Consider the following 23564-nt stretch of genomic DNA (forward strand, 5'->3'; position numbering starts at 1 on the left):
TTTCTATTCTGAGACACCCTCCGGAATTTGGATGGATTTAAGAATATGGATCTGAAGCGAATCCAATACCACTTGCCCTGATTGCGTGCTTAGTTCAACCTTTTCAATTGGAGCATCAGGGAAAATCTGATCCGTCAATGTAACCAAGCCATGATCTGCGTACACTTCAACCGCATTGCGGTCCAGCCAGATCTGTAGCTTGATCTTCCCATTCTTAGATACCCGTCTGGCACCGTGCTTGTTTGCGAATGAAGGATGGAAATCAGTCACACCTGAGTTCGAGCGGTCGATGAATAGCCATTGCTGAACTGGATCATATCCGATAACAATCTCACTCCGCCCAGAAGACTTCAGCCTAATATGAACCTCTGCACCGGAACTGATATCGATATCCGCTTCTATTTCCAGCAGATCTTCATTCATTTTCTGTATAAAAGAGGACGCTGAAGTAACTGTGATTCCCTTCCAGCCCATTGATTCTTTGCGTAGCTGCTCTATTTCCCGGACAGGCATTTGGGACAAAGACACATTCCCGCTTTGCTTCGTCAGTGACAAGACGCGAGGCAGAGTCATGGCACCTCTCCAGGAACCGGTAGGTGTCTCGTTGGCATATTTCCAGTTGCTCATCCACCCGATAATCACACGGCGTCCGTCTTGCTCAGGGATATCCGACCAGGTAACTCCCGCATAATTGTCTCTGCCATAATCCAGCCACAGGATATGATCGGCCGGATTGTCATTAATGAACGTATTTCCGTCGAACTCCCCGATAAAATATTGCGTACGTGATCCTTCGGGACAGCTTGGATGATCTCCGATGCTTATGAGGAGTACCCACTTGGAAAGACCGGTGTCATCAATCGGCAATTCAAACAGATCGGGGCATTCCCAAACACCGTCATGCGAGCCTTCTTCCTTGCCGAATTCTCCTGTCAGCGACCATTCACGCAGATTTTCAGATCCATAAAATTTAGCACGGTCTCCCGCAACAAGTACCATAACCCACCGTTTACTTTGCGGATGCCAGAACACCTTCGGGTCCCGGAAGTCCACTATATTCTCCTCAGCAAGTACAGGATTGCCCGCATATTTTTGCCAGGTTTGACCTTTATCGCTGCTGTAGGCTAAGCTCTGCCGCTGGCGCGGCTGGCCAGTAACTGGACTTGTATCCGCATGGGTAAAGATCGCTATCAATCCATGAGAATCTTCGAACAAGCCGCTGCTATTATTCCAGTCCACTACACAGCAACCGGAGAAAATAGCTCCATGTTCATCCGGGAATAAGGCAATAGGCTCATGCTGCCAGTGAACCAGATCTTCACTTATGGCATGGCCCCAGTGCATCGGACCCCATTTATTGCTATAAGGATGATATTGATAAAAGAGATGATAGCTTCCCTCATAATAGACTAATCCGTTGGGATCATTCGCCCAGTTGGAGGGTGGTGAGAAATGAAACCCCGGTCTGAAGCGCTCATCATTATACTTTTTAGTGGACTCTATCATCCGGTTAATCTCCTCTGTCGTCGGCATGGACCCAAGAGCCCCCTTTCGAGTGGTAACTAACGCTCCGCCTGCGTTGGCAAATGTCAGCATGCTTAGGATCTGCTGGTTGGTCAGATCATGCAACGCACTTCCGGCTTCTAGAATTTTGTACAACAGGCAGCCCAGAAAAGCATCGCCGGCCCCTGTCGTGTCAATGGTCTTGACTTGAAAACCCGGCACATATCCATCCTGACCAGCTAAACGGTAATAGCAGCCTTTTTCCGCCAAAGTGACGACGATTAGTGTAATACCAAATTGTTGCTGGATTTCTAGTGAACCTTGTTCAACATCGCTGGTACCGGTTATGAAGGAAAGCTCGTCTTCCGATATTTTCAGGATATCGGCATAATTCATGCCCCAAATAACATTCTGTCTGGCTTCCTCCTTGCTGTCCCATAACGCAAACCGGAGATTAGGATCGAATGAGAGCAAAATTCCTGTTTCCTTAGCCTTAAGCACTGCCGTCTTTGTTGCCGTACGGGCAGGTTCATGGGTCATGGACAATGAGCCAAAATGTAGAGCCCTGCAGCTTTCAATCCGGTCAAGCGGGACATCCTTCGAGTGTAAGAAGGTATCTGCTCCTGGCTTTCTGAAGAAACTGAATGACCGGTCTCCTTTGTCATCCAGATGGACAAAGGCCAGCGTTGTACTCGCTTCATTTGTAAAAGAAACTTCTGACACATCCACACCGCTGTCTAGCAGGGTATTGTGCAGCAAGGAACCGAATTGATCCTCCCCGACCTTGCTAATGAGTGCAGATTTGGCTCCTAACCGGGATAGCGCAGCGGCCACGTTAGCCGGAGCCCCTCCTGGATTACATTCAAATTGCTCGTTCCCCCCTGCTGTACGACCTGCTGGAGTAAAGTCTATTAAGACTTCTCCGATAGCGATAACATCAAGCACAGCTTCTCCCCACCTATCATCTATTTATTTTTTTAGATTTGCGTTATAGCGATCCAGTCCGGTCTGATAGATCTTCATCAATTCGTTCAGACCCATCTTATCCAGAGTCTTCAGATAGTTGTTCCACCCCTCATCTGCACCGCCATCAACAATAAATCTACCTCTTTGGGTATTTACATATTTAATCAGTTCCGGCTCAATCTTATTGATTTTGTCCAATTCCTCCGGTTCAAAGAAAATACTTGGATAATTTTCCTTTTCCATGTAAGGATCGTAATATTTCTCTAGATCTTTAGCACGCTGCTGGGCCCGTGGCTCCAGATCTACAACTTTCCCCAGATCCTGGATGGTAATAACGCCTGGTCCACCTGCGCCTGGTGCAACTTTTTGACGGAATTCACCTGCAGAGGCTCCCTCAGGAAGCGGCAGATTCACCAATTTTCCGTTTTCGTCTTTCTTGAATACAACATCCAGCGGGCCCCAGTGGATTTGGGCAGCCATGTAAGGTTCGTACTGCTGATCGATCCAACGCATGGTGATTTCCGGATTGCTGTTTTCTTTTGTAATCACAAAAGCCCCGCGGCCCGGACCACCGCCATTAGCACGTCCAATGATTTGATCACCCTTCGGTCCCTTCAGCGGAGACAGCAGAACATAATCCTTACTGCGTTCGGTTCCGACAACCTCTTCAATTTCCCACCAGATATAAGATCCAAGCGTCTCATCCGTTGTTTTACCTTTTGCCAGATACTGTGCTGCATCCTGGGTGAAGGATTCCGGATCAATCAAGCCCTGTTTATACCATTTTTCATGAAAATAATTAAGAGCTTCCTTATATTCAGGCTGAGTTGCGGTAAAAATAACTTTCCCGTCGCGGACGACACGGTGCTCCAGATTATCCGGAAGTCCGAATGCCCCGAAGATCCCGGCAATATCCATACACCACTGCATGTGCATAAAGCTTAATGGGATTTCATCCTGCTTACCATTGCCGTTCGGATCCTTTGTTTTAAAGGCAAGTAGAGCTTCCGTGTATTCATCCAGTGTTTGCGGTACTTTCAGCCCCAGCTTATCTAACCAGGCTTTATTGATAACGTGAAAGAAGGGATTGGTTCCGAGGTTGTTCTCTTCCCATGACGGCAGTCCGTAGATGTGCCCATCTGGCGCTGTAATTGATGATTTGATGTCAGGCCGGCGGTCGAGAAGCGCTTTCAAGTTAGGCGCATATTGATTAATTAAATCTTCCAGAGGAATAATGGTTCCGTCTTTGCCATAATTAATTAGCTCGTAATCGGTAAATCCAGCTCCGTAAAAAGCATCCGGCAAATCTCCACTAGCGAGTAACAAGTTTTTCTTTTCTGTATAATCAGTGTCTGGGATGTTCTCCCAGTTGATCTTAACGTTTGTTTGCGCTTCTAGTCGTTTGAAAATTTCCATTTCCGAATATTCCGGTGCCAATGCAGCCTTCGGAGATACCATTCTTAACGACACTGCTTCTTTAACAATCGGAAGACCGGTTTTGTTGAACTTCGCTTCTTGATCCGGACTTTTAGCCTGATTCTTTGAGCCGTTACCGTTTCCTGAACATCCACTTAACGCAAATGCTCCGGCCAGCACTAGAATCCCCGCACCCTTGAATAAAGATTTCATTGTAAATAACCTCCCTTGAGTTCATCCCACAAGATAATTACACATTGCTCTTTCTTTGCATTTGTCTGAATGCTGCTGTACATCCCCCCCTTCAAGCACCATGTCAAAATCAGCCCTTGATCGAGCCAATCATCACGCCTTTAACAAAGTACTTCTGAAGGAAAGGATACAATATGAGCAGCGGCAGGCTGGATACCATGATGACACCGTATTTGATCAGTTCGGTAACGCGCATCTTCGCTGCATAGGATTCTACATCAAGCATCATGCCAGAGTTGACCTGATTCTGAACAAGAATGTTGCGAAGCACCAGTTGCAGCGGATATTTACTTTCATCGTTCAGATAGATTAGAGCGTCGAAGAAACCATTCCAGAAGCCAACAACATGATACAGCACCATTACAGCCAGGATGGACTTGGATAAAGGCAGGACGATGCTCCAAAAGAATCTTGTATTGGAACATCCATCTATAGATGCCGCTTCCCACATTTCATCCGGTATGGACGACTGAAAAAAGGTCCTCACGATAATTACATTGAATACACCGCCTGCTCCGGGAATCACAAGTGACCAGATCGTATTCAGCATATGAAGATCCTTAATCAGCAAATAGGTTGGAATCAGCCCCCCACTAAAAAACATAGTAATCAGCAGAAACCACATAATTACAGATTTTCCTGCCAGATCTTTACGAGCTAACGGGTAGGCCGCAAATACAGTCACCGCAACTCCAATTAACGTTCCCAGAGTCGCATATAAAATTGAATTGGCATAACCTATCCATATGGACGAATCACTGAAAATCCGCTCATACCCATCCAGCGTGAAGCCCTTAGGAAACAACCAAACTTCACCTGAGTAGATATAATTAGGATCACTGAATGATGCAATCAGTACAAAGTACAACGGAAATAATACGAGCAGCATAATTACGGTCAACAAAAGATAGTTGATGATGTCAAACCATGCGTCTCCTCTGCTCTTTCTCTTCAATAATTGCTTCAATATGAACTCCTCCTTACCAAAGACTGGTCTCTGTCATCTTTTTGGCGATCCGGTTTACGGTAAAAATCAGGATAATATTAATAAATGAATTAAACAGGCCAACTGCCGTAGAAAAGCTGTACTGAGCCTTCTGAATCCCCATTTCATACACATAAGTTGGAATAATATTGGAGGTGGCATAATTTAAATCACTCTGCATAAGGAACGCTTTTTCAAAGCCGATGCTCATAATGTTGCCGAGTGCCAGAATCAGCAGGATAACGATCGTAGGCAAGATGCTTGGAATGTCCACAAACCATACACGCTTCCATTTACTCGCTCCATCCATAATTGCAGCTTCATGCAGTTCGGGATTGACCCCCGCAAGAGCAGCAAGGTAGATAATGGTGGCAAAGCCTGTCTCCTGCCAAATCCCTGACAATATATACAGAGGACGGAACCAACCTGCATCAGCCAGAAACAGAATGGGATCTCCTCCGAACAAGGTGATGACGTGATTCACGATTCCGCTGTTTGGAGACAAAAACACATTGAGCATACCGACGAGTACAACGGTAGAGATAAAGTGCGGTGCATAGATCACGGTCTGCACAAATTTTTTGTAGGACTTGCCCAGCATTTGGTTCAGCATAATTGCGATGATGATAGGAGCCGGGAAGCCAAACAAAAGTGACAGAAAACTGAGTGTAAGCGTGTTCGTGATGATCGTCCAGAAGTTATAGGAATTAAAAAAATCTACAAAGTGCTGGAATCCTACCCATTCACTCCCCCAGATCCCCTGGCTTGGTGAAAAGTCCTTAAACGCAATCTGCACACCGTACATTGGATAATACTTAAATACGAGATAAAGAATAATGATCGGCAGCAAAAACAGATACAGTTCATAGTCGCGTTTAACTCGACTCCATCGATTACGATTTGGTTTGATCAAAGAATGATCCGTCCCGCTGGTTCTTGAATTCACCCTTAAACTCCCTTTCATGTAAAAGTAATCATTCATTTGAAACGTTTCCAAAATAGTATTGAAACGTTTCCAATTTAAAAAAGAAAAACGTCAGATCGTACATCCAAATCGATGAGCTGATGTTTTTCCGATCCAAGAAGATCAGGTAGTTTCACCTTTCTTGAATATAACGGGGATACGATACACTTGCTGATCCAAGGTAATATTTTCGATCTTGCTAAAGAGTAATCTGATTGTCATGCGTGCCATTTCTTCCACTGGCTGTCTGATCGTTGATAGTATAGGATGAAAATAAGGATTATCCTGAATCCCGTCGTAACCGATGACCTTTACATCTTCAGGAACACGTATACCCTGCCTGCGTGCTCTTTCTATATAGTTGGCGGCTAACATATCAGTAATAGCGAAAATACCATCCACATCAGAATGCTTATCTAAGAACTCATTAAAATAGGCATTGTCGTCCACAATGGGGTCCGGTTTCTCATAGATCACATAATCGACTCCCAAGGCTTGTGCCTCATGAATGAATCCTTTTTTCCGGTTCATGGTTTCACTGAAAACAGAAGTAACACTCCCAATAAAAGCTGGTTTCCGCGACCCTGCATTCACCAGTTCCCTTAAAGCTAATCGTCCTCCCTCGTAATTATCCGAAGTGACGCAAGTGATTTTCTTGTTGAAGTGTCTGTCGATACTTACAATCGGAATGTCGTTGCTAATATTATTCTCGATATCGTTGTAAGTTATGCCCACAATACCAGCCACTTTATTTTGCCGCAGCATATCCAGATAATACAATTCCTTCTCAGGCTTTCCGCCGCTGTTACACAGCATAAGCTTAAAGCCTTCCCGATCCAATTCATCCTCAATGTAATAAGCCAATTCAGAAAAGAACGGATTCCAGATACTTGGAAGCAACAAAGCAACCATCTTGGATTTCTGCATCTTAAAGTTTCGAGCGACTTCATTAGGGAAATAATTCAGTTCTTGTATCGCTTCCTCTACTTTTCTGCGTGTATTAGGTTTCACAGCGCCAGAGTTGTTAATGACTCTGGACACGGTTCCTACAGCAACACCAGCTAAGTTGGCTACATCTTTAATGCTTGTCATTGAACACCCCCGAACTCTCTTATGGAAATTATAATATCACCAAAGTGGAAACGTTTCAATAGTTAATTTGGAAACGTTTCAATACTATAATTCTCACCAGAACTTTCCCCTTCGGATTCGTGGAAGGGACGCCATAGGTACGGGAATCCGCATCTACCAGAAAGGCTTAAACAAGCTGCCATGTGATCCTTGTCAGCCAGCAGCAACATATACTAATCTGTTCCTGCCGCCAATGCCCGGGAGGCATCAATAATGTATTTTAAGTATAGAACCTTTAATCCAGCTCCCGGACATTCGCTTAAATATTGCAAGATGGTCTTCACATCATCAACCGCATTTAATTATTTAGTTCACATATGCCATCAGACGTTTAATCATGACTGCAGCCTGTGCCCGATCTCCTGAATCCTTTGCCGCAAAATGGTCGCGGGTTAATCCCTTCATAAGTCCTGAAGCAACCGCTACATTGACACTGTCCATTGCCCAGGTACTAATAGATGAAGCGTCCGCGAACTGATTCAGAACATTCTTTACCGCTGCCGGTTTCTGACCAGCAAGTGCCGCAGCGCGAACGATCAGCACTGCCATTTGCTCACGCGTAATCTGTGTGTCCGGCTGGAAGGTACCGTCCGAATAACCTGTAATCAAACCAGCTTGAGCAGCGGTTCTAATCGGCTCCGCATACCACTTTGTTTCCGGAACATCTGTAAATTGGACGGGTGTACTTGAAGCGCTTAGACCCAGTGCTCTGGTAATAATCACTGTAAATTCAGCACGTGTCGTTAAACGGCCGGGGGCGAACTGCCGGCCGCCATCACCCTTGACCAGCAATTTATCCGCTAATAATTCAATATCCTCCTTAGCCCAATGGCCGCTGAGATCGGAAAATTCCGTAAAGGTATACAGGTTAGCCGGAAGTTCGTCGAGTGTGACAACATAGTCGCTCTGATATACTTTCTTCAAGTGTTCAGCAGCGTTTGTAGTGCCATCCTTGATGAAATCGCCTGTCCAAGTGCTGAAGAAGCTCCAGTACGCACCATAAGCCTGCAGCATATCCGGATCGGGTATCGGCCCGTTTTCCGCCAATCCGATTAGCTTCTTATTATTCACCAAAGAGCTTAGTCCCTCATACTTTGCAATGCTGGGGTTGTAATCACCTGCCGGGTTATACGTATCCACACTGGCAATATCCACGACATCGTCTCCCGGATACCACTCCGGTTTCTCGGAATTCCATACCCAGATCAGATTGTTCAGATGGTGATAATGGGTTAGCCGGTCAACCATCAGCTTCCATAACCGCTTCGCCGGCTCCGGTCCCTTCGCTCCCCACCAGAACCATCCACCCTCTGCCTCATGCAGTGGCCGCCATAACACGGGAACACCCGCATCCTGCAGACGTTTCAGCTGGAGTGCGATATTATCAATGTCCCTGATAAGCAGGCTGTAGTCCTCAGAATCCGGGTGATCGAGCGCATATTCCACATCAAAGGTTGTATGCTCAGTGTAGAAGCCCCTCCACCATTCATTGCCGGGCTCATTCCCACCAATCCCCTTGGGGGCATTCCAATGCCAGCACAGAGCTACAATACCGCCGCGTTTGTACCAATCAATCATTTTTTCGACCTCAGTTGAAGTGGCGCCATTGTCGACACGGGAAGTGGAGTAATCCATTAAATCCGTGGACATTATCGCCGGAAATCTGCCGGTCTGCTGTCCGATCCATTCGGCATCCTCCAATGTTTGCTGACCCGATATGATTTTATGGCTATACTGGCTTGCCAAATAATTCATCAGCGCCTTGGCTTCAGAGGTCGCTTCCGGGTTAATTAGTTTGCCCGTCACGGCATTGCCTTCCGCTTTATCGGCAGCCGTCAATTTGACATAATCAATATTGTACCAGCCCCAGTTCGCTGAGAACTCGATCGTGTTATCGCCTTCCTTCAGCAATGCTTTTCCGGGGGAAATTTCGCTGAAACCTGTCTGCTCCGGCAGAGAAATTTCCGAAGTTTGCCCGTTCACAATCATACTGGTTTTCTTCTCACCGTTTGGAGCACTGTAGCCTATTAGAAGGTTATACATTCCTGCCGAGGGTGCCTTGTAAGTAAAGCTAAGTGAACCTGATTGCTGGAATGCCGCATAACTTTGGCCGGAATACCCTTTACCTTGGGTTTCTATTGAAACGCCGCCGCTCATCACACCTTCCTCCGCTTCCAGCATGCCCCCTGCCTGAGATGCCCTGGCCGCTTCCAGCTTCAGATATTCAAGGCCATAATACCCCCAGCCCCGGTTGACCTTGATGGTATTCTTACCGGCATTTAACATCACTTTGCTAACCATTTTTTCAGCCCTAACCATACCTGCTGCAGGTGCATCCAGCGTTAACTCACCAGTACCACCCCCATTAATTTGAATGCTCGTCGCTTTCCCGCCATAGCCTTCAGGAATATAGTAGCCTATACTCATTTTGTACAATCCCGCCTCTGTAACCTCTACAGTAAAGGTTGCACTTCCGGCCTGCTCCGTAGAGGACGCATCTTCAGCGAAAAAGAATGAGAGGTACCCTTCGCCATTATAAAGCCGATCCTGATCTTCAAAGACATTTCCGCGCTTCTCGATGCCATAGCCATCTAATACTGCATCTGCATAAGTAAGTTTGATAACGCCTGGTTGGCTGTCCGACTCTGCAGCGGAAGCTGCGGCCTCCGAACGATTCGCACCTGAATATACCAGTAAAGAGAAGACCAAACTAAAACATAATAAGCCTAATAGTAATCTCTTAATCTCCAGCCTCATTAACGTACCTCCTTGAATATCTTTGATAGCAATAGGATTCCACCACAAATTAAAGCGCTTACATATATGGCAATAAATTTAGCCGTTGCCGCTGGCGGAACAGTCTATCTCTATCACTCATCATAGCAATGGGCCCGTTTCCCTCGCACAGACGTTGGAAACGGGCCCGGATGAGCAACTAGATTACTTTGAAGACCACAATTTAATACGGTCCTGGACATGCTTGGTATAGGCTTCTTCCATCTCTTTCACTCCGGCCTTATCCAGATCTTCCATGTAGGCGTCCCAGATCTTGTCGAATTGCTCCGGCTTAGCCATCACTGCTTCCGGAATTCGTTTCCAGGTAATATCCTTCATTTTGGCTCCAAGAATCACAGCAGGATCGTCGCTGGCAAGTGACATCGTATAAGCCGCACCATACGCTCTTGGCTCGAATTCCTCTTCTGACGGGAAGAGTTCCTTCCAATGATCCACACCGTATGCCTTCAGTACTTCCTTTTCCGGTTCACTATAGCTCGCCGTCAGCTGTTCCGGAAAACTCCGGGTGAAATAGTTTCCGGTTGAATCTTTAATCCCGTCCCCGTAATGAACCATCATATTCCAGTAAAGTCCGACACCCGATTCTTTTTGGAAAGCGGCGTTATCATTATCCATACGTTGCTGCACTGCCGGAATAACCTCACGTTTACCGTTTTCCATCGTATAATGCTTCCCTTCGATTCCCCAGTTATTGAGAATTTGACCCTCTTCCGAGGCCAAAAAGTCAAGGAACTGAATGGCACGTACCGGGTCCTTACACTTGCTGGAAATCGAGATCCCATACCCTCCGTCGAAGCCGGCCGGCCAGAAGCTGGTATCCTTGTACTCTTTACTCAAGGTAACCGGATAATGACCATAAGTCTGACCAAACTTACCTGCCGCCTTTAATGCATTCTGTGCATCCCCGTAATCCCATTCCGGATCCGCCAGCCCGAGAACACGGCCCGAAGCCACTTTAGCTTTAAACTGGTCGGTTTTCTGCACGAAGCTTTCCGGATCCAGCAGACCGATGTCGTTCATATGATTCAACCAGCGGAAATATTCCTTTTCCTCCGGACGGCGGAAATGATAAGTTGCCTGGTGCGTTTCCTGATCGATGTAATATTCGCCGTCGTCCGGTCCCCCGGTTGTCTGGAATCCCGAGTTGGTAACCTGATACATATGCCAATCGTCCCCGTTTAGTGAGAGCCCGATATTTTTATTTCCGTTCTCGTCCGTCGGGTGTTTATCGATGTAATCCTGAATAACCTTTTCGTAATCCTTCACTGTTTTTATTTCCGGATAACCGGCCTCTTTAACTACACGATGCTGGAGTTCAAATCCGCCGTCGGCTTTCATTTTCTTCTCATCCACTGCTGACCAGGTTGGTATGGCATAAATCGCCTCATCATCCAGGCTGTACTTGGTCCGTACAAGCTTATCTCCTAACATTTTTTTGATATTCGGAGCATACTTGTCGATTAAATCTGTCAGATCGATGACCGCACCGGCGTCTACAAGCTTGCCGACATCTGCCTTTGCAGCTAACAGATCAGGATAGTTGCCTGTTGCGGCAATCAGTGAGATCTTCTGTACCGGATCACCGACAGCAAACTCTGCATCCAGGGTTACACCCGTCTTCTCCGTAATAATCTTGCCGACTTCATCCTTCATGTTATTCCAATTCGTGCTGCCGTCCTCCGAAAAATAGGTTAGCGTGATTGGCTTTACATCTGTCCCGGACGAAGAATCTTCCGCGTTGCTGCCCTCTCCGGCAGTAGAGCCATTATTCCCGCTGCATCCCGCAAGTGTCGACGCTATAGTCAGCGCCACCAAGGAAGAGACAACAAACTTCTTTTTTTCCGGCTTCATGAAGCAACCCCCTAATTTTATGAATTCGATCATACTTCGTATGAGACAGGCCTTAGCCTGGACACACCACAGCTGAGAGGTACTAACTCTTTACCGCACCGAGCGTCATACCTTTGACAAAGTATTTTTGTAAAAACGGATACACAATCAAAATCGGAACTGTAACCACAATAGTAATCGCCATTTTCACCGACTCCGGTGAGACCTGTGACATCCGCTCAGCCATGTTAGCAGTGTCTTGGGAATTAGTTGCACTTGTAGTCGTACTCTGTAGAATTTTCATCAATTCATATTGCAGCGTGGTCAAGGACTCATTACTGCCGTTAAACAGATACGTATCGAACCATGAGTTCCACTGGCCTACCGCAAGAAACAGGGCCACGGTCGCCAATGCCGGCTTGCACAGCGGCAGAATAACGCGCCAATATATCGTGAAATCGTTAGCCCCGTCCAGCTTAGCGGATTCCTGCAATGCAAACGGCAAACCGTCGATGAACGAGCGGATGACGAAGACATTAAACGCGCTTACAAGACCAGGCAGAATATAAACAGCGAAAGTATCAATCATGTGAAGATCTCTCATCAGAATAAATCCCGGAATCAGCCCGCCTGAGACATACATCGTGACAGCAAGAAACATGGAGACAAATCTTCTTGCCTGAAAATCGCTCCTCGCCAGCGTAAAGGCCAGCATTGAGCCGCTGATTAGGCCTGCTATTGTACCAATAACCGTCCGCAAAACTGATATTTTAAAACCGGTAATCAGACTTCCATAAGTAAAAATCAGACTGAAATTCTCCAGCGTAAACTGTCTCGGCCAAACGGTGATACCTCCCCGGACCGTATCCACCGAATCGTTAAGTGAGATGGCCAGCACGTTTAAGAACGGATAAATCGTCAGAACAGTTACAACAATCATGGATACATAAACAATGATTTCAAGAAACCGGTCATGTGCTGATTTCGCCTGACGGCTTTGTTTTAACCTGCCGACCTGCGTATTGCTGTTGACAACCCCCATGTCACCCTTCCTCCCTACATAATGCTTTCATTCGTAAAGCGCTTGAATACTCCGTTGGCCGCAAATAACAGCATCAGGCTAATCACAGAATTGAAGATGTTGATTGCTGTTCCGAAGGAGTACCTTCCCATGGCCAGACCATAATTAAGCGCATATAAATCAAGCACTTCAGAGTAATCGATGACCAGGTGATTCCCCAGCAAAAACTGTTTCTCAAATCCCGTTCCGAGCAAATGTCCGATGGACATAATCAGCAGGACTATAATCGTCGGCCGGATCCCCGGCAGCGTAATATGCCACATTTGTCTAAGACGGCTCGCACCGTCTACCCTTGCAGCTTCATATAATTCGGGGCCAATGCCGGATATGGCAGCGAGATAAATAATCGCATTCCAGCCTGTTTCCTTCCAAATATCCGCGCCGGTGACAATCCCCCAGAACAGGTGGCCTTGTGCCATGAATTGAACCGGCTGATCCACAATATTCAGGCCAAGGAGGATATCATTGATTACTCCGCCATCCGTAGAGAGCATCTTACTGACAATCCCTGCAGCCACGACCCAAGAGACAAAATGCGGAAGATAGGATACAGTCTGCACGAACCGTTTCATACTCTGCACACGTACTTCATTAAGAAGCAGGGCAAAGATGACCGGTACGATGAACCCGGCGATCAGTCCCATAAAGCTCATTGCCAGCGTATTTCGCAGCACTTGATAGAAGTGCTCATCCCGGAACAATGTTCGGAAGTGCTCAAAGCCTACCCACTTTTGATCAAAAAAACCGATTCCCGGCTTATATTTCTGGAAGGCCATTGTCCAGCCCCATAAGGGTAAATACTGAAAGACAAAGACCCACAGCACAAAGGGTATAGACATGTAATACAGGTATTTCTGATTCTTCAGTTGCTTCCACGCACTCTTCCTTCTTTTTTTGTATGCGTTTTCCGTTCCTAGTGTTATCGTTTTCATAGTTCCTCCCCTCTCTTGTTTATCATCATAATTCAGAGGAGAGGTGTATCCCATACTACGGATTTCGGGAAAAATCATACACAAACTATGGATTTTTATATTCGGACGGAGAACGGCCCTCGTATTTTTTGAATTTGCTGAAAAAGTAATTCACGCTCGCGTATCCGATCAGCTCAGCCACTTCATAGACTTTCATTCCCTGGGCCAGCAGCTCTTTGGCTTTTTGGATCCGGACTTTGTCCAGGTAGGTATTAAAGTACTCTCCGGTCTTACTCCTGAACAATTGCCCCAGATACGGTGTGCTGTAGTTCAGCAGGCCCGCCAGTGTTGATAGCCTTAAGTCTTCTGCATAATGTCTTTGAATAAAGTCGATCATTTGCTTAATCTCCTGTTCTTTGCCTTTCGGCCCGGAGTCCTCCATAAACTCCAACAGGAAATGATGGGTCTCTTCCAGAAGATCCAGTAGATAATCATACTGATAAATCCCGTTTAAGAAGCGTGAAACGGACTCCATTTCTTTGGATTCTATCCGGGAGGAGGCTGCGAGCCTATGAATAATCGCGTTTGTCAGGAAGAAGAAGGATTGCCTGACCGACTTCTCCTCTTGTTCCTGTCTGTAAAATAAAGCAGCAGCCTCCTTGAGAAGCAGCATCACCATGGATTTATTACCTGCATCCAAGCTGTAATACAAGCGGAATATTAAATCATCCAGCACCTTTTCATCAGCATCACTGTTCAGACAGGGAAACTCGGGAGAAGACAACAGAATAAGGCCTGGCTCCAGGAGCCGGTCATTAAAGCTAAAAAAGGCTTGTTTAACCGCTTGCCTTGCATTCACATAAGCGTTGTAAATATGCTCGGGTTCAGTAACAGTTCCTCCGGTCGCAGCAATAAAACGGGTATCGCCAGCGATGCACCGGATCTCATCGTATAGCTGATCACGCCGCTGCCTTCCGTGTAAGGGCGCGTTGAGCAGGAGAATGATATACGGGGAGCTTTCAGTCACGATCCCCATATTCCGCTCCTCCATCCCTTGCTTCAGTCCTGCAGACAGCTGGCTTAAGGATTCCGAACGGTCGGCTTCAGATACACGGGGAGATATGACTACGATCTCGTAGTGGCTCCATAATAAACCCGTTTGTCTGATCATGCTTCGCAGCGTGGCCGGATCTTCATTCTTCTCCGGGTTGAGCAGCTTTTGCAGACACAGCTCCGGGTTATTCACCTGCGTCCTATTCCAGTCCCTCCGCAAACGTTCTTTCTCGATCTGCCCGCGTACAAGCTTGAGCGTAGCTGTCATTTCTGCGATATTGACTGGTTTAACGAGATATCCCGCTACACCGTACTTGATCGCTTGTTTGGCATATTCGAAGTCGGCATATCCGCTAAGAATGATGCACTGCATCTGATGATCCGCCGACCGCAAGTGCTGAATAAGCTGAAGGCCGTCCATAACGGGCATCCGAATGTCTGCGATTAATAGTTCAGGCTCTTCATCCTCGATGATCTTCAATGCATCTCTGCCATTGCCTGCGGTGGCGGCGATAGTGAAACCAAGGCTTTCCCATGCAATCAGTGTCTGGAGTCCCTGTCTCAGCTTCGGTTCATCGTCCACAATAACAACCTTAATCATTATCTACGCCTCCAGGAATAAAGAATGTAATCGTGGTGCCGGTTTCCGGTTGACTTTCGATACTTAAAGCACTGGATTCCCCATACATCAGAACGAGCCGGTCGTTTACATTTCGCATACCAATCCGCTCACTCTCTTGTTCATGAACGTCTTCTGCAAGCTCCGCCCGAATCCCGGCCAGCCGTTCTGGCGGGAAGCCAGCACCGTTATCAAATACTTTAATTAAAGCTCCGTCCGGTATTTTCTTCACTTCAACAGTAATGACAGCTCCTTCTTCACGGTTATCCAAGCCATGTAGAATAGAATTCTCTACCAGGGGCTGAATAATTAACGGAGGAACCGGCAGCTCCTGCAGGACCGGATCAACCGTTAGGTGATATTCCAAGCGGTCTTCATACCGGAACTTCTGCATATCGAGATAACAGCGTACGCGCTCGATTTCTTCCCGAAGGGGAATATTGCCGCTCCCAGCCTCCAGGCTGCTCCGCAGCAGGGTACTCAGCAGCCAAACAGCCTCCGCGATATCGTCCTGCCTGCGGATATGGGCTTCCATCCGTATGGATTCCAGGGAGTTAAAGAGAAAATGCGGATGAATCTGACTGGCCAGCATTTTGAACTTGATCTCGCTTTGTCTCTGCTCGATAAGATTCTTCTGGGCATTTGTTTCCTGAACTTCCTGGACCAGATCATGTACGCTTCTAAGAAGCGTATTGAATTGCTTGGACAACAGGCCGACTTCATCTTTACCGTCAATATGGATATACGTTTCCCAAGATCCCGAACCCACTTTGGCCATATGCTTGCTTAAACGAAGCATTCTCCGGGACAACAGTGTAGCAGAAGCATAGATAAGCAGGACAGCAAACAACAGGCTGACCATGATCACAACTGCACCCAGCAGAATAACCTGATCGGCTTCACGGGTAATCCCGGCAACGGTAATGATAGAGATCACGCGCAGCCCGTTCCAGCTGTTCGGCGGATTCAGATCCGCTATAACCACCTTGGAGTCTTTCCCTTTAACGACCGTGTTATAGCTTCCCTCCTGATTTAAAAGGATCTGTTCATCAACCTTGATGTCCGACAGATTCATCCCGGTCAGTTCCGCTTCATTAGATCCGACAATCCGGTTTCGGCTATCCACAATCAAGGTAGTAAATGATTCCTGATCCAGAATCGAGCTTAATTGCTGCTGATCCACATTAATGACCAATACTCCCTTTTTACCTATGGCATCCACGGGGAAAGAGCGAATGAGACTGATAGATTCTGTATCACTCTGTTCATTCTTAATGAGATTCCAACCGGCCAGTCCCTTCTGATCGATGGCTTCCTTATACCATGTTTGGTCCATAATGCTTTTGCCCGGCTGTATAAATTCCCAGTTATTCAGTGCAGTCGGGTTTTCGACATATACCCGGATGCCGGATATCTCCTTGTACAACTGGATATAATCGCGAATATCCGTATATTCACGGTAAGCCTGAATAACTTCACCGTAATTGGCATACTCCCGCGAGGCTACCTTCTTCATCCGGTTATCCACGGATAGACGGTAGGAAATGTCCAGCGGTACCTTAATCAGTTCCTCCGTACGCTTGCGAACGCGATCTACATTATCCGATACTTGCATAAAGGCATTATTAATTACGATCTCCCTGAGCTTTCCGGTTAAATAAAGTCCGGATAACAGCAAAGGAAGTATAGCCGCTGAAATAAAGGTAAACGCTAGTTTTTTCTTCATTCTCATATCATTCATCATGCGGATAAAATACATGGTTAACCCTCCCAGGCCAATGTTAACCGCTACATACCAAATACCCCTATTCATACAGAAAGGGGTATTGATTGGTTGAAGATATTTCTTCTGCGATTGGCTAATCCTATAAATCAAGCAATAGTTGGCTTTATTGCCCTAACTCTGAACCATCCGCTTTCATAATCCTTTTGTTCATAAACAATCGGTAGTCCAATCTGCATCAGCCTGTCTCCGCCATAGTTGTACTGTTCATCACTGTGCCCCGGACGAATCTCATATTCCAATTCCGGATGAAGGCCGGCAAGACGCAAAAATCTCTGAGGCGCGTTTGGCACGGCCATCACCTGAAAGTAGTAAACCAGTGCTTCTTCTTTATTGCCGGAAACAAACATCCAAGCTGACTCGTTGCCTTCGAACGGGCTCTTTAGACGGTACAAGTCCCCACTCTGTACCAATCCGCGTATCTCCTTATAGGTTACGATTTGGCGCTTGACCGTCACTTTGTCCTCTTCAGTGAATTTCGTCAAATCAAGCTCATAACCAAAGTTTCCAGACATTGCGACATCACCCCGAAAATCAAGAGGGGTTATTCTCCCAACCTGATGATTCGGCACAGCGGATACATGCGCTCCAATTGCACTTACGGGATACACAAGGCTGGTACCATATTGAATCTTTAGCCGTTCTACCGCATCGGTATTGTCACTGGTCCAGGTTTGCGGCATGTAGTATAACATCCCAGGATCAAACCTCCCGCCCCCACTGGAGCAGCTTTCGAACAGAATATGCGGAAATGAGGCAGTAATACGCTCTAACAGCTCGTATAACCCTAGAACATAACGATGAGCAGTCTCGGATTGACGTTCCGGCGGCAGGCCAGCCGAGCCAATTTCCGTCAGACACCGATTCATATCCCATTTCACATAAGCGACAGGCACACTTGAGAAAATAGCGGAAAGTGAGTCATAAATATAATCACGTACATCTTGGCGGGTGTAATCCAAAACGAGTTGCCATCTGGCTTCACTGCGTCTGCGCTCTGGAACATGAAGGCACCAGTCCGGGTGTTTCCGGTACAGCTCGCTGTCCGGCGAGATCATCTCTGGCTCAACCCATAGCCCAAATTCAAGGCCCAACTGGTTGATGCGCTCCGCCACATCGGCAAGACCGCCTGGCAGCTTCCGACGATCCTCGTACCAATCGCCAAGCGACGAATTGTCAGAATCCCGTTTTCCGAACCAGCCGTCATCCAGCACAAAAAGCTCGATCCCCAGCTTGGCGCCTTCTTCTGCTATTGATATCAGCTTCTCAGCATTGAAGTCAAAATAGGTAGCTTCCCAGTTATTGACCAATATCGGACGTTCTTCGTCCCGGTATCTCCCCCGGCACAAGCGGGTCCGGTACAACCGGTGATACGTCCGTGACATTTCTCCCAATCCTTGTCCGGAGTATACCATAACAGTCTCCGGAGTCTGGAAACTCTCCCCGGGACTTAACAGCCAAGTAAAGTCAAAGGAATTTATACCGATGCTAAAACGGGTAGAGCCGAACGAATCCACTTCCGCCACTGCTTCAAAGCCACCACTATAGACAAGGCTAAAACCAAAAGCCTCCCCCTGGTATTCGTTCGTTTCCGAAGTGACTAGCGCAGCAAATGGATTCATTTGGTGGCTGCTCATGCCCCTTTTACTATCGATTCGGGTCTCCCCTTGATGAAGACCTTTGCGGGTGATATTACCTTCCCGAGCCCATGCACCTGAAAGATAAGTGATCTCAAAATCGCGGTTACCCGGAAAATCGACACTGGCACTCAAGGCACGGCGAAGCCGTAACTTCTTGTCTCCCTTATTGGATAGACGGGCCGAGCGGACAATGACGTTACGGTCTGCGTAGATACAGTAACTCAGCACAACTATTAGACCCGAATAAGCATCCTTTAGTTCCACTTCCAATGTATCCGCTTCAGTCTCATCCTCTGTATAAACAGCCGGCAGTCCGGTTAAGGACGGTTTGCCTTTTATTTGCTTGTACCCCATATATTTAAGCTCTGTGATGCGTGTTCCATCCTCAAGTTCAACCTGGTATACCGGATTCCGGAAATCTCCGCTCCCATATTGCGGGTATTCTTGCGGCAGCCGGTCTAATCCGGCATTTACCGGGGTATGAAGCATCAGTTCAGTCATAGATTCCCGGTGTATCAGCCTGCTTCCCCAATAGACATGTACTGGATACCCGTTAACGATCTGAAAAATATAACTCATGCCGGACGACTGCAGATGAAACAGCCCTTCCTGCTCTTGTACGAATATGCCCATTGAAAATCCCCTTCTTTCTAGTTCATGCTATTAAGAGTTTATTGCTTCCAACTATTAATACATGGCTTAATACTTGATAAGCTTATATAATATAGCAGTCAGTTCTATAGAAATAATATATAAAATAAGCCATCTAGTACATGGCTTGGTACTCACTAAATATATAATAATGCTAGATTATTATACCCAGGAGGCTTACTGTGCTCGAGTATTTGCCACGTAGTAAACAACACACAGAATTGCATACTACTCAATTCGGTATTGAGGAATGTATACCGGGTCACTTTTTTGGGCCGGCGGTGAGAAGTCATTATCTACTCCATTATGTATTAAGCGGACAAGGGATTTTTGAAGTCGAGGGAAAGAGGTATTCCTTAAAGAAGGGACAGGGGTTCTTAATTTTTCCGGATATTATTACTTATTATCAAGCCGATACAGCAGATCCCTGGACTTATTGCTGGGTTGGCTTTAACGGAACCTCGGCGGAGCTGCTCCTCAAGCAAGCCGGGCTAACCAAAGCATCTCCAATCATTCACTATGATAGAGATGATATGATTTACCAGTACTTGCAGTTGATGAACGAATCAAGAGTATTCCATAAAGCCCGGGAAACCAGGCTGACAGGGTTACTATATTTATTGTTATCGCAGCTGGTGGAGTACGGCCCGGTGGCATCCCCTGAAGTTAAAGAGACCCGGGCAGAAATCTACGTTGAACAGGTAAAAGATTTTATCGAAATGAATTATCCTCAGAGCATTACTATTGAGGACATTGCCCAATATATCGGACTTAACCGAAGCTATTTGTGCTCATTATTTAAGGAGCGAATGTCGGTCAGCATTCAAAACTACTTAATTCATTATAGAATTAACAAAGCCTGTGAAATGATGGGGAATGCGGAACTTTCGATCGCTGATATTTCCCGATCCGTAGGCTATAATGATCCACTGCTCTTCTCCAAAATGTTCAAAAAGGTAAAAGGCTCTTCCCCTAAAAATTACCGGACGGAGATCCAGGCTCAAATGCAGGACGACACTCAAGAATCCATTATCCAGATTGAAGAGGAGCATTTATTTTATAGTTACATGCCAAGCTCAAATTAGCACGCACCAGTAATGAAACAACTTGCCTTAGTCTTAACGGTGCATGCACATTTGGACTTATCTGTATTGAATGGTCAATTTCATTGGTATTTCCCACTTCAGTTATATCGTTTGGATAACATATTTCGGGTACATGTTTATGCAAATCTACGTTAATATCATTATTTTTTAAGGTGATTTGGTGGGATATCTTCTTCGAGATCCATTGGCAAGCAAAGTTGGTCCATGGTATATTGAATGTACAAAAGAAACCTCTCCTTATGAAATGGTTGGTCGCACTTCCATTTTACCAAAAGAGTGGTTTCTTTTTTGCGTTTTTATAAATATTGTAGTATGTTTCCCGCTTAAACAGCGGAGAGGACGGACTGATTGTGGAAAAGCGGTAGCGTTCGCCTTTGTGTCCGGATTTTCACCGCTAAGGGGAATTAAAAAAATCTGGACACAAGAGCGATTGGAACAACGGTCCGTTCGCGGAGCGTCCTCACGGAGCACAACGTTTGTCCGACTCCAAAAACAAGGGATGTCCCAAGTAGCCATTTCATGGCTTTTGGGACATCCCCTTTCGTCTATAACTCTTAAATCATTTCTCACATCAATTTCGTTGCATGATTCCAGCCAATGAGGTAGCATAATTTAGACATTCTTCGCTCTTGCACAACCGAAGAATTATTCTTTTTAAGGAGAGTGGCAACGATACCTACGATATTGGTTGCTGACGACGATGCGAACATTCGCAAACTCATCTGTTTATTTTTGCACAAAGACGGATTTGCAACGATAAACGCCGCAGACGGAAAGGAAGCACTGGCCATCTATACCTCCACGCCAGTCGATTTGGTCATTCTTGATATTATGATGCCGGTCATGGACGGTTGGGCATTATGCGAGGAACTTCGAAGAGCCAATCCTGATCTTCCGTTACTAATGTTGACGGCAAGAAGCGAAACCTGGGAGAAAGTACAAGCATTCCAGCTCGGGACAGATGACTATTTGACGAAGCCATTCGATCCGCTTGAGTTGATGGCTCGCGTCAAGGCACTGTTGAAAAGATACCGTATAGGTTTAACGCAGACCATCCAGTTAGGCAACGTCATTCTGAACCGGCAGACTTATAAAGTCATGAGAGGTACAGAGTCGTTCACCTTGCCGCTTAAGGAGTTCGAATTATTGTATAAACTTGCTGGATTACCGGGACAAGTCTATACGCGGGAGCAATTAATCGATCAAGTTTGGGGGATTAATTATACTGGCGATGATCGAACGATAGACGTGCATATTAAACGCCTACGCGAACGTTTCGCGGCTATCTCCGATTTTCGTATCGAAACGGTGCGCGGACTTGGCTACCGGCTTGAGGTGCAGGAGTGATGAGTTCCTTATATACACGCGTAGTCCTGACCTTTCTGGTCTCCGTGATCGGGGGCACAATCATTGCTTTTTTTGCTGCAACCTGGATATTTCAAGATAAATTAAACGAAAACCTGCAACTCACCTTGCTTGACTTTGGCCAGGATATCGTCCGCATCTACGAGACATTGCCGTTACCTGAAGCAGAAATATTTATAAGTGAAATGAAGCAACTCAATTCCTACCACATTCGAATCTATAAAGCAACGGATCAATTCCAATCCTTCGGAGAACTTAAAGGACAATATCCTTTCCCGGTGACTACGGAACAAGTGAAGAAAGTGCTGGAGGGGGGAAAGGTCCAAGTCAATGGGATTGATACGATCTTCTTGGGATTGCCGATAAAAACTGAAATGGGCAGCAAAGCCATGTTTGTAGAGCCCCTCACTTCCTCTTCCACCTCATTTTTCATCAAGTTTGTTGTAACTTTTTTGATTTGTTCGTTAATAGCAGGAAGCCTATTGATTCTAATTTCCGCGATGTTTCTGGTGAGACCGATCAAAAAGCTGACAGAAGCGACCCGGCTTATAGCTGCTGGAGATTTCAACATCAAGCTTAATATTAAACAAAAGGGTGAGATAGGTACTTTGGCTCGTAGCTTCGAAGAAATGATGCACGATCTACAGCGGCTTGAGCAGATGCGCAGGGAATTCGTGACAAACGTGTCCCATGAAGTTCAGTCTCCGCTCACTTCCATTTCCGGTTTTGCTATAGCGCTCAAGCAGGTAGACCTTCCGGATGACGAACGAAGCGGTTATCTCGATATTATCATCACTGAAACTGCACGAATGTCCAAAATAAGTGATAGTCTGCTAAAGCTGAGTTTGCTTGAATCTCATTCATTGCAAATGCGGCTCTCCACACTCAGTCTGGATGAACAGATCAGACGAGTAATCGTCGCTATTCAACCCCAATGGTCAGCCCGCAACATTCAGTTCGATCTTGATTTGCAGCCCACCAAAATCACGGCCGATCATGACCAGCTAAATCAGGTGTGGACCAATATCCTCAGCAATGCCATCAAATTTTCCAAGGATGGTGCCCGAATTAGCGTCAGGATCAAACAGAATATCAAGAACGTGACCGTCCGCATATCGGATTCGGGTATTGGTATTCTCCCGGAAGACCAAAAGCGTATATTTGACCGATTCTTTAAAGCTGATCGTTCCCACAGCCAGAAATATGAAGGCAGCGGTATGGGACTGGCTATTGTAAAGCAGATCGTATCGCTTCATCAAGGGGACATCCGGGTGGAGAGCGAATACGGAAGAGGAACGACCTTCATAGTCATCTTGCCAATCACAACACCTGCAGGGTAATTGGATTTCATGCCTTCTCTAGGCTACGACACCATGTATAAACCTTCTTGCATGTGATGATGCAAACTTTTTTGGCCTGTTCATCCTACGTTCATGTTGTAGTCATTAGGGGGACATCTTGGTTGGTTATACTGTCTTTAGCGCCCCCGTTAAGGTGGCCTAACATAATGAT

The 23564-nt window shown here is 46.3% G+C and carries 15 protein-coding genes; 3 read left to right on the plus strand and 12 right to left on the minus strand.

Annotated elements, in window-relative coordinates; all coding sequences use genetic code 11:
- Positions 1-3: 3 nt before the first annotated feature.
- The 12 genes from A3842_RS19095 to A3842_RS19150 form a co-directional block, all read right to left on the minus strand.
- A complete protein-coding gene (locus A3842_RS19095; RefSeq protein WP_074102386.1) occupies positions 4-2448 on the minus strand; it encodes a PfkB family carbohydrate kinase in 2445 nt (814 codons plus the stop codon).
- Between the two features lie 24 nt (positions 2449-2472).
- Positions 2473-4098 carry an ABC transporter substrate-binding protein gene (locus A3842_RS19100; protein WP_074102387.1) on the minus strand — a complete coding sequence of 542 codons (1626 nt, stop codon included), beginning with the start codon at positions 4096-4098 and terminating at the stop codon, positions 2473-2475.
- 109 nt (positions 4099-4207) lie between these two features.
- Positions 4208-5104 carry a carbohydrate ABC transporter permease gene (locus tag A3842_RS19105; RefSeq protein ID WP_074102388.1) on the minus strand — a complete coding sequence of 299 codons (897 nt, stop codon included), beginning with the start codon at positions 5102-5104 and terminating at the stop codon, positions 4208-4210.
- 13 nt (positions 5105-5117) lie between these two features.
- The gene (locus A3842_RS19110; RefSeq protein WP_371916009.1) at positions 5118-6068 is read right to left on the minus strand and encodes an ABC transporter permease; all 951 of its coding nucleotides are present in this window, start codon (positions 6066-6068) and stop codon (positions 5118-5120) included.
- A 141-nt stretch (positions 6069-6209) separates the two neighbouring features.
- Positions 6210-7178, minus strand: a complete 969-nt coding sequence (locus A3842_RS19115; protein WP_074102389.1) for a LacI family DNA-binding transcriptional regulator — start codon at positions 7176-7178, stop codon at positions 6210-6212.
- A 345-nt stretch (positions 7179-7523) separates the two neighbouring features.
- Entirely contained in the window at positions 7524-9974 is a 2451-nt protein-coding gene (locus A3842_RS19120) for a glycosyl hydrolase (RefSeq protein ID WP_074102390.1), read from the minus strand.
- 183 nt (positions 9975-10157) lie between these two features.
- Positions 10158-11864, minus strand: coding sequence for an ABC transporter substrate-binding protein (locus A3842_RS19125; RefSeq protein WP_074102391.1), 1707 nt, complete (start codon positions 11862-11864; stop codon positions 10158-10160).
- A gap of 82 nt (positions 11865-11946) precedes the next feature.
- Positions 11947-12885 (minus strand): carbohydrate ABC transporter permease, encoded by a 939-nt coding sequence (locus A3842_RS19130; protein ID WP_074085594.1) that lies wholly within the window; start codon positions 12883-12885, stop codon positions 11947-11949.
- A 14-nt stretch (positions 12886-12899) separates the two neighbouring features.
- Positions 12900-13856 (minus strand): ABC transporter permease, encoded by a 957-nt coding sequence (locus A3842_RS19135; protein ID WP_074085595.1) that lies wholly within the window; start codon positions 13854-13856, stop codon positions 12900-12902.
- An 85-nt stretch (positions 13857-13941) separates the two neighbouring features.
- A complete protein-coding gene (locus tag A3842_RS19140; protein ID WP_074102392.1) occupies positions 13942-15489 on the minus strand; it encodes a response regulator transcription factor in 1548 nt (515 codons plus the stop codon).
- The gene (locus A3842_RS19145) at positions 15482-17266 is read right to left on the minus strand and encodes a sensor histidine kinase (protein ID WP_074085597.1); all 1785 of its coding nucleotides are present in this window, start codon (positions 17264-17266) and stop codon (positions 15482-15484) included. Before A3842_RS19145 ends, A3842_RS19140 begins: the two co-directional genes overlap by 8 nt.
- Before the next feature lie 113 nt (positions 17267-17379).
- Positions 17380-19563: an alpha-galactosidase gene (locus A3842_RS19150; RefSeq protein ID WP_074102393.1), complete on the minus strand. Its 2184-nt coding sequence runs from the start codon at positions 19561-19563 to the stop codon at positions 17380-17382.
- Positions 19564-19763: 200 nt separating this feature from the next.
- On the opposite strand from A3842_RS19150, the gene A3842_RS19155 reads away from it, so the two are divergent.
- From A3842_RS19155 to A3842_RS19165, 3 genes are all read left to right on the plus strand, one after another.
- Entirely contained in the window at positions 19764-20666 is a 903-nt protein-coding gene (locus A3842_RS19155; protein ID WP_083609648.1) for an AraC family transcriptional regulator, read from the plus strand.
- A gap of 693 nt (positions 20667-21359) precedes the next feature.
- The gene (locus A3842_RS19160; RefSeq protein ID WP_074085744.1) at positions 21360-22034 is read left to right on the plus strand and encodes a response regulator transcription factor; all 675 of its coding nucleotides are present in this window, start codon (positions 21360-21362) and stop codon (positions 22032-22034) included.
- Positions 22031-23392 (plus strand): sensor histidine kinase, encoded by a 1362-nt coding sequence (locus tag A3842_RS19165; RefSeq protein WP_074102394.1) that lies wholly within the window; start codon positions 22031-22033, stop codon positions 23390-23392. The genes A3842_RS19160 and A3842_RS19165 overlap by 4 nt, the downstream gene beginning before the upstream one ends.
- The last annotated feature ends 172 nt before the right edge of the window (positions 23393-23564 follow it).

The organism is Paenibacillus sp. P3E (genome assembly GCF_001909045.1).
GTDB classification, from domain to species: domain Bacteria; phylum Bacillota; class Bacilli; order Paenibacillales; family Paenibacillaceae; genus Paenibacillus_AQ; species Paenibacillus_AQ helianthi.

Excerpts from the sequence above, each read along its gene's own strand:
- A3842_RS19115 (WP_074102389.1), bottom strand. The coding sequence starts at position 7,178 with ATGACAAGCATTAAAGATGTAGCCAACTTAGCTGGTGTTGCTGTAGGA.
- A3842_RS19140 (WP_074102392.1), bottom strand. The coding sequence starts at position 15,489 with ATGATTAAGGTTGTTATTGTGGACGATGAACCGAAGCTGAGACAGGGA.
- A3842_RS19145 (WP_074085597.1), bottom strand. The coding sequence starts at position 17,266 with ATGTATTTTATCCGCATGATGAATGATATGAGAATGAAGAAAAAACTA.
- A3842_RS19150 (WP_074102393.1), bottom strand. The coding sequence starts at position 19,563 with ATGGGCATATTCGTACAAGAGCAGGAAGGGCTGTTTCATCTGCAGTCG.
- A3842_RS19120 (WP_074102390.1), bottom strand. The coding sequence starts at position 9,974 with ATGAGGCTGGAGATTAAGAGATTACTATTAGGCTTATTATGTTTTAGT.
- A3842_RS19130 (WP_074085594.1), bottom strand. The coding sequence starts at position 12,885 with ATGGGGGTTGTCAACAGCAATACGCAGGTCGGCAGGTTAAAACAAAGC.
- A3842_RS19135 (WP_074085595.1), bottom strand. The coding sequence starts at position 13,856 with ATGAAAACGATAACACTAGGAACGGAAAACGCATACAAAAAAAGAAGG.
- A3842_RS19125 (WP_074102391.1), bottom strand. The coding sequence starts at position 11,864 with ATGAAGCCGGAAAAAAAGAAGTTTGTTGTCTCTTCCTTGGTGGCGCTG.
- A3842_RS19100 (WP_074102387.1), bottom strand. The coding sequence starts at position 4,098 with ATGAAATCTTTATTCAAGGGTGCGGGGATTCTAGTGCTGGCCGGAGCA.